Origin of the sequence: Pseudomonas sp. St290 (assembly GCF_018325805.1) — a bacterium.
In the GTDB taxonomy this organism is placed as follows: Bacteria; Pseudomonadota; Gammaproteobacteria; order Pseudomonadales; family Pseudomonadaceae; genus Aquipseudomonas; species Aquipseudomonas bijieensis.
This window is the reverse complement of record NZ_AP014703.1, coordinates 5001675-5014777: the sequence shown is the minus strand read 5'-3', so window position 1 is coordinate 5014777 and position 13103 is coordinate 5001675. Positions and strand designations below refer to the sequence as shown.

12 protein-coding genes are annotated in these 13103 nt (G+C 59.5%); 2 read left to right on the top strand and 10 right to left on the bottom strand.

The genetic code is table 11. The features are described 5' to 3' along the window. Positions 1-36: 36 nt before the first annotated feature. The 4 genes from PBDP_RS21815 to PBDP_RS21800 form a co-directional block, all read right to left on the bottom strand. Complete coding sequence (locus PBDP_RS21815; RefSeq protein ID WP_212801299.1) at positions 37-3768, bottom strand: calcium-binding protein; 3732 nt, start codon at positions 3766-3768, stop codon at positions 37-39. A gap of 140 nt (positions 3769-3908) precedes the next feature. Further along, positions 3909-4538: a LysE family translocator gene (locus PBDP_RS21810; RefSeq protein ID WP_109754490.1), complete on the bottom strand. Its 630-nt coding sequence runs from the start codon at positions 4536-4538 to the stop codon at positions 3909-3911. Positions 4539-4599: 61 nt separating this feature from the next. Next, on the bottom strand, positions 4600-5949 hold the full coding sequence (locus tag PBDP_RS21805) for an NCS2 family permease (protein WP_176689285.1): 1350 nt from the start codon (positions 5947-5949) through the stop codon (positions 4600-4602). Positions 5950-6285: 336 nt separating this feature from the next. Continuing rightward, complete coding sequence (locus tag PBDP_RS21800) at positions 6286-6732, bottom strand: MarR family winged helix-turn-helix transcriptional regulator (protein ID WP_109754488.1); 447 nt, start codon at positions 6730-6732, stop codon at positions 6286-6288. 81 nt (positions 6733-6813) lie between these two features. Here PBDP_RS21800 and PBDP_RS21795 point away from each other — a divergent pair, with 81 nt between their 5' ends. Continuing rightward, on the top strand, positions 6814-7980 hold the full coding sequence (locus PBDP_RS21795; protein WP_109754487.1) for an aminotransferase-like domain-containing protein: 1167 nt from the start codon (positions 6814-6816) through the stop codon (positions 7978-7980). A 126-nt stretch (positions 7981-8106) separates the two neighbouring features. Here the strand turns inward: PBDP_RS21795 and PBDP_RS21790 are convergent, their stop codons facing one another. The 5 genes from PBDP_RS21790 to PBDP_RS21770 form a co-directional block, all read right to left on the bottom strand. Continuing rightward, positions 8107-8478 carry a glutathione S-transferase N-terminal domain-containing protein gene (locus PBDP_RS21790; protein WP_109754533.1) on the bottom strand — a complete coding sequence of 124 codons (372 nt, stop codon included), beginning with the start codon at positions 8476-8478 and terminating at the stop codon, positions 8107-8109. Between the two features lie 104 nt (positions 8479-8582). Continuing rightward, a complete protein-coding gene (gene folE, locus PBDP_RS21785; protein ID WP_003204506.1) occupies positions 8583-9128 on the bottom strand; it encodes a GTP cyclohydrolase I FolE in 546 nt (181 codons plus the stop codon). 77 nt (positions 9129-9205) lie between these two features. Beyond that, on the bottom strand, positions 9206-9763 hold the full coding sequence (locus PBDP_RS21780; protein ID WP_053146321.1) for a Smr/MutS family protein: 558 nt from the start codon (positions 9761-9763) through the stop codon (positions 9206-9208). A gap of 74 nt (positions 9764-9837) precedes the next feature. Continuing rightward, complete coding sequence (locus PBDP_RS21775; RefSeq protein ID WP_109754486.1) at positions 9838-10158, bottom strand: hypothetical protein; 321 nt, start codon at positions 10156-10158, stop codon at positions 9838-9840. 130 nt (positions 10159-10288) lie between these two features. Beyond that, the gene (locus PBDP_RS21770; protein ID WP_014339619.1) at positions 10289-10879 is read right to left on the bottom strand and encodes a cysteine hydrolase family protein; all 591 of its coding nucleotides are present in this window, start codon (positions 10877-10879) and stop codon (positions 10289-10291) included. A 254-nt stretch (positions 10880-11133) separates the two neighbouring features. On the opposite strand from PBDP_RS21770, the gene prmB reads away from it, so the two are divergent. Then, positions 11134-12042, top strand: a complete 909-nt coding sequence (prmB, locus tag PBDP_RS21765) for a 50S ribosomal protein L3 N(5)-glutamine methyltransferase (protein ID WP_109754485.1) — start codon at positions 11134-11136, stop codon at positions 12040-12042. 178 nt (positions 12043-12220) lie between these two features. Here prmB and PBDP_RS21760 read toward each other — a convergent pair whose 3' ends face one another. Further along, positions 12221-13009 (bottom strand): hypothetical protein, encoded by a 789-nt coding sequence (locus PBDP_RS21760; protein WP_109754484.1) that lies wholly within the window; start codon positions 13007-13009, stop codon positions 12221-12223. Between the last annotated feature and the right edge of the window lie 94 nt (positions 13010-13103).

Genomic DNA, 13103 nt, shown 5'->3' with positions numbered 1-13103 from the left:
TTGAGGATGTTCCTTGAAACTGCTCAAGCCCGTGCACTACATATGTATAGGGGGGCTTGTAAACAGGGTTGGGAGGGACCCATACAACGAAAGAAGTCTGCTTAATTGAGGGGCGGTCATCCCGAACGCGAGGCTGAGCGTCAGGGTTTGCGAGAGGAATTTCGAATTGCCCAGCGTGAGGCTTTCCGCCAGTGCCACGCACTTTTCCCGCAGCACGCGAAGTGCGCCATCGTCCGTCGGTGGGTTTTGACCAAGGCCTTCGCTCGCCAGATCCCGGTAGAAGTTGAGGTGGTGATCGCAAAGATTTGTTTTTCGAAGATCCTGGCTTTCGATGGGGCGAGTCTTATCGGTCTCCAGGGTCCATTTGCGTGTTTCAAGGCTGTAGCTCAGACCGCCGCGAGCGCCATCCTTGAGCGCGATATTCAGTACTTTCAAATCTCTGGTGGCAAGAGCGGACAGTTCGCTGGGCCATGCCGCCGAGGGATCGAGGGGGAAAGTGAAATACCGAGCGTCGAGCGCCTCTACATAAACCCGTTCGAATAAGGTATCGACCGCATACACGATGCCTTGGGCAGTGATGACCCGTATCTTGTCGACAAGGTCTTCAGCCTCATAGGTGGGGAGATGAATAATCGTTGTGCCTATCTGCAACAGGTTGGCAGAAAGATTGATCTCGACCGTCCCCAAGTGCGTGGCGTCGAGCTCCCATATCGAGGCATTCGGCAATCGGGGCTTGGCCCCGGCCAGGGCACCGGGTGTGGATAGTCGTAGCGTCATGTCCGGGCTTAGATGCACGAGGTAGGTCGCGCCTTCGCCGATCAAAACTTCAATACCGGTTTGTTCCGAGGGGGAGGTGAGCTGCGCGCAGGTGGCTCGATTGCGCATGTAATAAGGGCTCTTGTCCGAGGGGGCAAGATGCATATATTTCTTTCTGGTCGCCGTGAGGGGCAATGACACGTCGGTTTTCCAGCCCACCGACGATTGGCCAATGAATGTCTCGTCCAGTAGAAGGCCATAGTCGGGTGTCGGTTGGACGAGGCGGTAGGACACACCGTCATTCATGATGAGCGTAACGAGGTGGTTCGAACCCAGGGCGGAAAATGCACGTCGCTTGGTGCGGGTATTCTGTGCGGTGTAACGCTCATCGGAGCTGGCCAGGTTCTTCAGGGCAACTTGATGCGCGCCGAAGTATAAGGTCAGGCCGCATTCCCCATACTTTACGGTGTTCCAATCATCATCGTCGTGGGTGACTTGGACATTGTAATGGGCTTCGATCCGCGTCAGTTCGGCGCTGGCATAATCCAGATGCACCGTGGTGGTGAAGTCGCTGCGTTGTATGACCTGAAGCGTCGTCGACGCGGTAAGGCGTGACAGGTAATAACTGGTGTCCTTGTCATGTGCGACCCGGTGCGTTTTCTGGTTGTTCAAGATAATCGGGCTGCGCGGTGTTCCTTGTTGGGTGATGACCGCTTCGATGTCGAGGGGCAGGCTCTGTTCGATCGTATCGGGCAGGTCGGGCACCAAGTGATAGCCATCCTTTGTCACGAAGGTCAGTTTGTTGTTTCGAATGTGCCGCTTGTTGTCGACGGGTCGGTAGGCCTTCTTGATGATCACTTCCCGCAGTTGCCAGTCATCTGCGTCAAAGCCCGAGGTCACGACGAGGTTGTCCCCTTCGATCTTCCAGCCTTCGATCAGGTCGGCCCTCCAGTCCAGGGCAATCACGCTATTGCCGATGCCGTCCTCGCTGATCGATACGCTGCCCGGTTTATGGGCGATGGCATAGACATCATTGCCCGGCCCACCGTCTGCGTCGCGGTTGTCGGCACCTAGAAGGAAAATCTGGTCATCGCCTGCCCCGGCCTCGATTGAATCATTGCCGCGGGATTTAATGATGTTCGAGCCGGCGGTGCCCCTGATGACGTTGGTCCTGCCCTCCTGTATCTCTACATGCTCGATGCTTTCCAGGACTGCATGGGGATAGTGCACCTTCGCTTGCTCTTGAATGATGATGGACAGGTGCCCGGCTTCCAGATCGACGTGGTAGCCGAGTTGTTCCTGGGGACCTTTGGTTCGGCCGGATAAAATGATCGTGTCATTGCCTTTTCCGCCCACTAACCGATTGGGTGGCAAGGGCGGGTTTGTGCGGAGCGTCTGCGGCGAACCTTCGAAAATGAAAACATCATCTTTCTCACCTCCAGTCAGTTTTTTAACGCCTGCGCCGTAATGGAAGACGTTCGGTTTTTTTTCAACGCCCGAGATGGTGTCGTTTCCTCCACCGATATGCCAATGGATACCCTTGTGTTCCGCCGAGGTGCCAAGGACTGCACCGGGCGTATCGACAGTGACACCGTCGCGCGCGTCAATAGTGTCGTCGCTGTCTTTGATCGTGGGACGGACTCGAGTCGCCTGGTATCGTTCACCGGTCCACCAATTCCAGGTGTTGTACGTCACCGCTTCCAGTTCGACATTGAACTTGCCGTTTACGATGGCTTCGGTGCTGTCTCTTAATGTGCCTTGCAGTAATTTCAAGGCAGTGGCCCGAAGTTGCCGGGTATGTTCAGCGGTGGTCTTGGCGGTGGTGTAGCGCTGCTGAATATCGTCATCAGGGCTGATCATCCAGAAGGCGAACCACCCTGTACGCAGGCGCTCATGGACGGTGAGTTCTATGTAGTCGTCGATCTCGTCGACTTCACGAATCGCGCCCCAGATCTGCGAACCCACCGCCAGGATGAGTCCTGCGGCAAGGCCCACCGGACCGGCTGAAGTAAACCCTGCCAGCGCCGCTACGCCGATGGTCACGGTCATGGCCGCGCTGGTGATACTCAATGCCGCGTTGACGTAATGGTCCGTGGCGTCACGGCCATTGGCGGCGGCCTTGAGCGAATCAACGGCGGCGATGATATCGAAGGGAAGCGTCAGCACGCTGGCGATCAAGCCACTTGCGCGCCCTAGCCTCAAGGCGAATGAGGTCTTGGCGAAACTCCCGAGGGCGCTCTGGCCGGCCGTGAGCATCTGCATGGCTTGCCTGGTTATCGCGGCCTCGAGGCCAATTGAAGCCAGCTCGGCCGTTACGCTGGCCCCGTTGAAGACGGACTGATAGGCGTCCTTGTTCCGGATGGCGTCTTGCAAACCGCGTAAGCCGCTGTAGATGCCGAAGGCCTGGAGTCCGAGGCCCGTTGGGATGAGGAGATTACTCTTGGTTTTATTCACCCAACTCAAGGTTCGTTGTGTGAGCACAGAGGTATTCAGTTTTTGAGCGGCGTTTAAAAGCCTTTCAAGCGAGCCTCGATAATCGCCGGGTTCAGCCGGTATATCTGGAATCTCCCGCAACAAAGGGCGCGCGGTGGGTGGGCGCTGGCTGGCGATTTCGAACAGTAGCGTTGGCAGCCGATAGTCGTTCGCGTCAACGGTGCGGTTTATACAGGCTTGGATATCAACCGGGTTGAACTGCAAGGTGTCCACGAAAACGCGATGGGGGCTGCGGAAAAAAGTATTGTCGCCATTCAGAGGCTGTCCATCGGTGATTGCACCCAAGGCGTCCAAGGCTGAACGGGTCACTGTCACGGAGCCGATGTGTAGCGGGCCATAAAGTTTATCTACAACTTCGAGTTGGGCCTGTCTTTGTCTGTGTTGCGGGTCGATCGGCGTTTCATCGCCGGCCCGGAAGTCGAGCGTCTCGACGTCATGTTCATTGGCCTGCAAGCCTAGATCGGTAATAACTACGCCAGTGTCGTGAGAAACGGAGTCGAGGTGAAACACCTTGGCCATTGTGAACTTCCTTGTTCAACGATAATGAATGGCCTTCTATGTAAAGTATTTTTCTGAGAGGTGTATATCAATTGGTTGTTGCGACGTTTTGCGAGGGCCTTGAACCTTAAGAGATGAAGTGATTAAAAAAATAACGCGCCTCAATGGGTCGACAGTAAGGAGGCTGCGCCAGCACCGCCAAATAATCCTGCACTGATGCGGTTGAACCAACTCTGGCCTTTGCCCGTACGCAAATACCGCGCCGCACCGTGGGCGCCGAGGCCGTAGGCCAGCTTGCAGAGCAGGTCGAGTACAGTCCAGGTGGCGATCATGATCAACAGTTGTGGCAGGAACGCTTGCTCGGCGCTCAAGAACTGCGGCAGGAAAGCGGCGAAGAACAGGATGTCCTTCGGGTTGCTGGCGCCCAGCACGAATGCCCGGCCGAACAAGGCGCGAAAACGTGGAACGGCGGCGGCCTGGGGCACTTCAGCGCCTTGGGCAGGTTGGCGCGATTGCTGCCAGCTCTGCCAGGCCAGGTAGAACAGGTACAGCGCACCGACGATCTTCAGGGCGCTGAACAACTGCTCCGACGCCAGCAACAACGCACCGAGCCCCAGCGCCGAGGCACTCAGCAGGCAAATCGAGGCGATCACTCCGCCGAGGAACGCCGGGTACGAGCGGCGCAGGCCGTAGTTCAGGCTGTTGCCGATCATCAACAGCGACAACGGGCCGGGGATAAGGATCACCACCAAGGCGGCGCCGCTGAACAACAGCCAGGTTTCCAGATTCATTGCTTTGCTCCTGATGGACAAAAGCCTCACCCAATGGGTGAGGCGGGGGTTACGGTATCGCTTACAAGAAGATGAACTTGGCGATGAAGATCGCGCAGAGCACCCACAGGCTGACGGAGATTTCCTTGCGTTTGCCAGTGCCGGCCTTGAGCACCACATAGGTGATGAAACCCAGGGCAATGCCGTCGGCGACCGAGAACGTCAGGGGCATCATGATGGCCGTGACGATGGCCGGGATGCTGTCGGTCGCCTCGTCCCATTCGATGTGGGCCATGCCGCCCATCATCAGCATGGCGACGTAGATCAAGGCCCCGGCGGTGGCGTAGGCCGGGATCATCCCGGCCAGCGGCGCGAAGAACATCGCGGCAATAAATAGCACACCAACCGTCACGGCGGTAAGCCCCGTGCGGCCACCGGCGGCCACACCGGCGGCGCTTTCCACGTAGCTGGTCACTGGCGGCACGCCAACCATGGCACCGAAAACGCTGGAGGCGCTGTCGGCTTTCAAGGCACGGGAGAGATTCTCGATCCTGCCATCGGCTTTCACCAGGCCCGCGCGCTGGGCGACGCCCATCAGCGTGCCGGCGGTGTCGAACATGTGCACGAACAGGAAGGCCAGCACCACGCTGATCATGCTGACGTTGAACACGCCAACGACGTCCATCGCCATCCAGGTCGGTGCCAGGCTCGGCGGTGTGGACATGATGCCGTTGTACTGCACCAGCCCCAGGCCCCAACCGGCCAGGGTCACGGCGATGATGCTGATGAGGATCGCGCCGAATACCCGGTGATAACTGAGCACGGCGATCATCAGGAAGCACACGGCGGCGAGCAGCGGACCGGGTTCGCGCAACGAGCCGAGCTTGATCAGCGTGGCGGGGCTGTCGACGATGATCCCGGCGGTTTTCAGGCCGATCAGCCCGAGGAACAACCCGACCCCTGCGCCCATGGCGAACCGCAGGCTCACCGGAATGCTGTTGAGCAGCCACTCCCGCACCCGGGACAAGGTCAGGATCATGAACAGCACACCGGAAATAAACACTGCACCCAATGCGGTTTCCCAGTTGTAGCCCATGGTGCCGACCACGGTGTAGGTGAAGAAGGCGTTCAGGCCCATGCCCGGCGCCAGGCCCACCGGCCAGTTGGCGTACAGGCCCATCAACAGGCAACCCAGGGCAGCGGCGATGCAAGTGGCGACGAATGCCGCGCCGTGATCGATGCCGGCGTCGGCCATGATGTTGGGGTTGACGAAGATGATGTAGGCCATGGTGATGAAGGTCGTCAGGCCGGCAATCAGCTCGGTCTTCACCGTGGTGCCGTGCAAGCTGAGTTTGAAGAGGCGTTCCAGCCAGCCACTGCGTAGTGGCGGCGAAAGGTCCAGCGTCTGGGCTTCGGGTTTGCGGCTTTCCACAGCGAGTACTCCTCAAGAGTCTTATTGTTATTTCCAGCACCGCACACACCCTGGGGTGGCTGCGATGCGCTGAGGCAGGTAAGGCTGGCGAAGTATGTTGACCTTTTGGTCAGGAACTCGCACGAAGCGAATTATGCTTTTGTATACAAATAAAGCAAATAATGTTTTCTGTGTTGTCGACGAAATGTCTGGCGATAGGGATATATCGCCCATGCGGACGCTATCGCGAGCAAGCTTTGCTCCCACAGAGGGATGCGGTGCCCAATGAGTTCGATTGTGGGAGCAAGGCTTGCCCGCGATAGCAATAGCCCTGGCGCCACAAATCTTGCGGAAAACTCAGTCAATAGGCACAGGACTCTTCCCCAGAGCCAGGTTCACCGCCAACCACCCATCCACCGCCGCCTCCCCAGCCTCGGCAAACACCCGCTCCAGCAATTTCACCTGCTCACGCCGCAACGCCTGCTCGAAGCGCTCGCCTTCGGCCGTCAGTTCCAACAGGCGCTTACGCTTGTCAGTCTCGGACGCGACGCTGTTCACCAGGTGCATTTCCATCAACTGCCGCAACGGCATGTTCAGCGCCTGTTTGCTCACTCCGAGCAGGGCCAGCAACTCCTTTACGCTCAACGAGGGATAGCGGGCGATGAAAAAAACGATGCGCTGGTGGACCCGACTCAACCCACGACGCTCGAGCATTTCATCGGCCTTGGCGGTGAACGCCTGGTAACCGAAGAAAAACGCTTCCATGGCCATTTGTTGGGAAGTCGGGTTTTTAAGGTCAATCATGTTGACGTATCCAGAGAGGTCGGAGTAATTTCGGTCAACAAGTTTGACTCATTTTTCCAGTGACCCGCTACAGGTGATCCCATGGCTTTTTCCGAACGTGTCTCGCGCCTCAAAAGTTCTTTGATTCGAGAAATCCTCGCGGCGGCGCAGCGCCCGGAAGTGATGTCGTTCGCCGGCGGCCTGCCGGCCGAGGCCATGCTGCCGAAAGTGGAGTGGGCGGCCATGCCATTGTCCATGGGCCAGTACGGCATGAGTGAAGGTGAACCGGCCCTGCGCGAAGCCTTGGCGGCTCAGGCACGTTCCTTAGGCCTGGCCTGCGAGGCGAGCCAGGTGCTGGTGGTCAGCGGTTCCCAGCAAACCCTCGACCTGGCGGCCAAGCTGCACATCGACGTGGGTACCGAAGTGATGCTCGAAGCGCCGACTTATCTGGCGGCGTTGCAGATTTTCCAGCTGTTCGGCGCCGACTGCATCACCGTGCCCCTGGAAGCCGACGGCCCGGACCTGAAGCAATTGCGGGCTCGCCTGGAGCGGCATCGGCCGGCGTTCATCTACCTGATTCCGACCTTCCAGAACCCTTCGGCGGTGCGCTACAGCGAGGCCAAGCGCGACGCGGTGGCGGCCTTGCTGGATGAGTTCGGCGTGACCCTGATCGAGGACGAACCCTACCGCGAACTGACCTTCGATGGCAGCAGCGCCACGCCGATTGCCAGTCGCTTGAAGAAGGCCAGTTGGATCTACACCGGCACCGTGTCGAAAACCCTGTTGCCGGGGCTGCGGGTGGGTTATTTGATCGCCAGTGCGGATCTGTTCCCGCACCTGCTGCGGCTCAAGCAGTCGGCGGACCTGCACACCAATCGCATCGGTCAATGGCAGGCGCTGCAATGGATCGGCACCGAGCAGTACCGTCTTCATTTGAGTGAGCTGCGGGATTTCTACCGCGACCGTCGCGACCGCTTCCAGGCTGCGCTGCAAAAGCATTTTTCCGACATCGCGGATTGGAACGTGCCCCAGGGCGGATTGTTTTTCTGGCTGACTCTCAAACAACCGCTGGACACCCGCACCTTGCTCGCCGCCGCGCTGGCGGCCGATGTTGCGTTCATGCCGGGGGAGCCGTTCTTTCCGGAGCCGGACAAGCATCCGGGGCACTTGCGCTTGAATTTCAGCCACATTGATCCGGCGCGGTTGGATGAAGGGCTCAAGCGGTTGGCGGGGGTAGTGCGGGGGGCTTTGGCGGTGAAAGCAGCTTGAGTCATGCGGTGACTGGGCGGGCCCCATCGCGAGCAGGCTCGCTCCCACAGGGCTCTCCAGTTACCTACAGTTTCATTGTGGGAGCGAGCCTGCTCGCGATAGGGGGCCGCAAACACACCACAATTATCAGACCGCAGAAAACCGCTTATCCAAATAATCAATGATCACCTTGGACTCATACATCCAGGAGGTCTGGCCATTCTCTTCGATACGCAGGCACGGCACCTTGATCCTGCCGCCTTGTTCCAGCAGTGTCTGACGATCCTGCTCGTTGTTTTTCGCATCGCGCAGGGCCACCGGCACGTTGAGGCGGCGCAGGGTGCGGCGGGTCTTCACGCAGAACGGGCAGGCGTGGAATTGATAGAGCGTCAGGCTGCGGGCGGCCTGGTCGACCTGCGCCTGGGCCTCGGCCGGGCGCTGTTTCTTGCCGGGGCGGGTGATGAAGTCGATGAAGATGATGAGCTGGCCCAGGCCAACTCGAAGCGCTTTGACAATCACGGTATTAAGCCTCGCGGCAGGGAAGAAGAGGGCGCGCAGCTTACCTGATTTTTCCCGGGCGAAAAAAAACCGGCGATGCATGCCGGTTTTTTAAACGCCACGGATTACTTGATGAGGCTGAGGAATTCGCTGCGGGTCGCGGCGTTTTCCCGGAACTCGCCGAGCATCACCGAGGTGATCATCGAGGAATTCTGCTTTTCCACACCGCGCATCATCATGCACATGTGCTTGGCCTCGATCACCACCGCCACGCCCAGGGCGCCGGTCACTTGCTGGACCGCGTCGGCGATCTGGCGGCTGAGGTTTTCCTGGATCTGCAGGCGACGGGCATACATATCGACGATGCGCGCGACTTTCGACAGCCCCAGCACCTTGCCGCTCGGGATATAGGCCACATGGGCCTTGCCGATGAAAGGCAACAGATGATGCTCGCACAGCGAGTACAACTCGATGTCCTTGACCAGCACCATCTCGCTGTTATCGGAGCTGAACAAGGCACCGTTGGTGACTTCTTCCAGGGTCTGTTCATAACCGCGGCAGAGGTACTGCATGGCCTTGGCAGCACGCTTGGGCGTGTCGAGCAGGCCCTCGCGGGAAACGTCCTCGCCCAGTTGGCCGAGAATCGCGGTGTAATTCTGTTCCAGAGACATGAAACTACCTGTGGGATTTTACGCAAAGGGCAAGGGTACGGTGGCGGACACGGCGCTGCAAGCTCGGCAATCGCGGGCTACTCGTCGCGACCTTCCATCATGGTGCGCTTGAGCATCACGTACACCGCCCCGGCACCGCCGTGTTTCGCCTGGCAAGAGGTAAATCCCAGCACTTGCGGGTGCTGGCGCAACCAGGTATTGACGTGGCTCTTGATCATGGGCCGCTTGCCGTCCAGGCGCACGGCTTTGCCGTGGGTGACGCGCACGCAGCGGATTTCGAATCTGGTGGCTTCGGCCAGGAATGCCCAGAGGGTTTCCCGGGCTTTTTCGACGCTCATGCCGTGCAGGTCGAGGCTGCCTTCGAAGGGGATCTGGCCGACCTTCAGCTTGCGCATCTGGCTTTCCTGGACGCCGTCGCGCGCCCACATCAACTCGTCTTCCGGGCCGACGTCGATCACGAACTGATCGGACAAACCGTCCACGGTCGTGGCGTCGGTGCGTACGGTGGCGGCCTGGCGCAGCTTGGCGATCTGTGCGCGATCAGCCTTGGGCTTGCCGGTCTCGGCACGGTCGTGCTTGATCGGTTTTACGCCCTGGATCGCACTTTTGAACAGGGAAAAGTCGTCGTCTTGCATGTCAGCCTCCGCGAAGGCCGGCCAGTTTACCCAACTCTGGCGGGATCAGGCGCGACAAAACGTCGGATGGTGGGTCAGTCGTGCTTTTTCATCAGGTGCGGAGCCATGGCCAGCTCCAGGGATTGGCGGGCGCGACGGCGGCAACGGCGCCAGAGCCAGACGCCCAACAGCAATACGACAAGACCGACAGCCAGGATGATCGCCGAACCCAGCGGGGTGGCATTCAACTCGCCCAGTGCGGGGGGACGGCCCAGCAGGCTGGCCGCACCGGCCATGGCCAGTAATACACCGAGTGTTGCCAGGAGCGCAGCGATCGCCGCGCCGAAACGAAACCGCCAGTTGCTCGGGCCCTTGGGCCGCAAGCGACGTGCGTCAAAACCATCGGATAACTTCATTCCGACCTTCCTCAATGGGTATCGGCCCTTCGACCGGAAGATATTCGGGTTGTTCCTGAAGGTAGGGCAATTGCGGCAAATGAGAGGCTTTTGCGGATGAGCGGCAGGGCGGGCCGCTCATCAAGGCGCATCAGATGAAGTCGCGGGTCAGGGCCAGGGTGGCGAAGTTGTCGGCCATGATCGCCATTTCGGTCTGTTGTACGTGCTCGGCGCTGAGGACGCCGCCCTTGTATGGCAGGTCGCGGGTGGCGCAGGCGTCTTCCACCAGGGTGCAGCGAAAGCCCAGGTTCTTGGCGGCGCGCACAGTGGTGCTGACGCTGGAATGGCTCATGAACCCGCACACGATCAGGTCCAGGGGGCCGAAGTCTTCCAGGCGCTTTTTCAGTTCGGTGCCGTGGAAGGCGCTGGGCAGCAACTTTTCGACCACGGTTTCGTCACCCTGGGGTTCGAGGCCGGGAATGAACTCCCCGCGTTCGCCTTGTGGATCGAACAGCCCGCCATGGGTGCCCAGGTGGCGCACATGCACGATCGGTCGACCGGCTGCACGGGCCGCACCGAGCAATTGCTTGATGTTCGCGACGGCTGCATCCATGCCGCTCAGGGCCAGGGGACCTGCGAGGTATTCTTTCTGGGCATCGATGATGATCAGGGTCGCTTGACTCAGATTGGCCGCCGCATAACCACGGCCGCTGAGTTGAAACATCGTTTTTGGAACGGACATTCTGGGGCTCCTTCGAGTGGGGCTTTTGCGACATTGTCCTCTGGCTGAGCGGTTCTGTGAATCGCTTCCATCGCAAGGGCCGCCGTTGCTGGCCTACAGCCTTGTCAAGATGCCCGTCTTGTTCAATAGGTGAATCAAAAAACGGATAATTCCTACGATTGCTTCGGGTATTTTCGTTCGTCATCGGCGCGTGTTTGGGCAGCACCGCGTTTGGCTGATAGACTCGCCCGTCGATTTTTCTGGAGTTTGCCGCCGTGATCACTTCCCGTCTCCGTACCCTGCGCGACCATATCCGTTGGGCCGTCAGTCGTTTCCATGGGGAGGATCTGTTTTTCGGTCATGGCACCGATAACGCGTGGGACGAAGCCCGGCAACTGGTGTTGGGCGCATTGCACCTGCCATGGGAAATTGCCGACAGCTACCTGGACTGCCGCCTTGAAGACGAAGAGCTGGTCCATGTGCAGCGTTTGCTGCGCCGACGCATTGCCGAGCGCATCCCGGCGGCCTACCTGCTGGGTGAGGCCTGGTTCTGCGGGATGTCTTTTATCGTCGACGAACGGGTGCTGATTCCGCGCTCGCCTATCGGCGAACTGATCGAAAAGCGTTTCGAGCCTTGGTTGGGCCAGGAGCCTGCACGGATTCTCGACCTGTGCACCGGTTCCGGTTGCATCGGCATTGCCTGTGCCTATGAGTTCCCGGAGGCCGAAGTGGTGCTGGCCGACCTGTCGTTCGAAGCGCTGGAAGTGGCCAACCAGAACATCGAGCGGCATGGTGTCGACGAGCGCGTGTTCACCGTCCAGGGCGATGGTTTCGAGGGATTGCCGGGGCAACGTTTCGACCTGATCGTGTCGAACCCGCCCTACGTCGACGCGGAAGATTTCGCCGACATGCCGCCGGAGTACCAGCATGAGCCGGAGCTGGGCCTGGCCTGTGGCGATGACGGCTTGAACCTGGTTCGCCGAATGCTGGCCGAGGCGGCCGATCATCTGACCGAGAAGGGGCTGTTGATTGTCGAGGTGGGCAACAGCCAGGTGCACGTCGAAGCGTTGTACCCGGAAGTCGATTTCGCCTGGCTCGACTTCGAGCGCGGTGGTCATGGTGTGTTCATGCTCAGTGCCGAGCAGTGCCGCCAGCACCAGGCGGTGTTTGCTTCGCGAGTGTGATCCGATAGGCCTGACGGAGCTGTCCTTGTGGCGAGGGGATTTATCCCCGCTGGGCTGCGCAGCAGCCCCCTACAAGTATCCTGATACTCCGTAGATATCTGGTTTTAGGGGCGCTTCGCACCCCTGCGGGGATAAATCCCCTCGCCACAGGTATGTGTCAGGCAACTTGCAGCGGCAATCAGTGCCGCGTCGCAATCCAGATCAGCAACCCCGCCTGGAACATGGCGAAAGCCACCAGGCAGGTGATGGTGAAGCGCAGGCCGGTGTCTTCACGCTTGAACTTGTTGACCTTTTCTTCTTGCTGCTTGAGTTTGACTTCCTGTTCCGCCAGGTTCTGCTCGGCTTGTTGCAGCATCTGCGCGGCTTCAAGGATTTCCACGAACTGCAGCTTCTCGGTGTTCCAGTCCCCCAGCAGATCGCCAACGTGGGTTGGCTTGACGCTGCCCTTGAGGTGCTGGGCGTCGGCGTAGGCCACTTCGAAGCCTTGGGCCTTGAGAAAACGGTCGCGGCGCAGGCGAGTGTCTTCGTTCAGGGCGTCCTTGTTATCCAGGTCGGTACCGTCTACCTGGTAGGCCGACCAGCGTTTCTTGGCCCAGGTAATGCCCTGGGCCGCGAGGAAGCGGCCGATGCCACGGTTAAACGGCTCGACTTGCAGATTGTCCGGGGAAAAAAACAAACGTTTTTCGACGTGGTCGGCCCAGACGTCCAGGTGATTCTGTTCTTTGCGCACGCGCTGGTTCGGCAGTTGGATGCTCATGCGCAGCAGGCTGCGCTCCTTGCTGTGGCGCTCGACATAGCTGAACTCGACAAACCGCAGCGGCCGCACACCGGTGGCGCGGTCGGTCTTGAGCGGGGCCAGGCGGAGCATCTTGTGATGCTCGGTGTGCACGTCGGCCCACGGCAACTCCACCGCAGACGAGGCGGGGGCTTCGGCGGCGGTGTCGGGGGAAGTTTGAGTTTCAGTCATAACGGCAAAGTCCTGTCCAGGCCGGCTGGTCGGTAGCCATTGCGCTATCCGACACAGTGCTATCGGCCGTTTTTTAAAGGACTGGAGGGCTAGT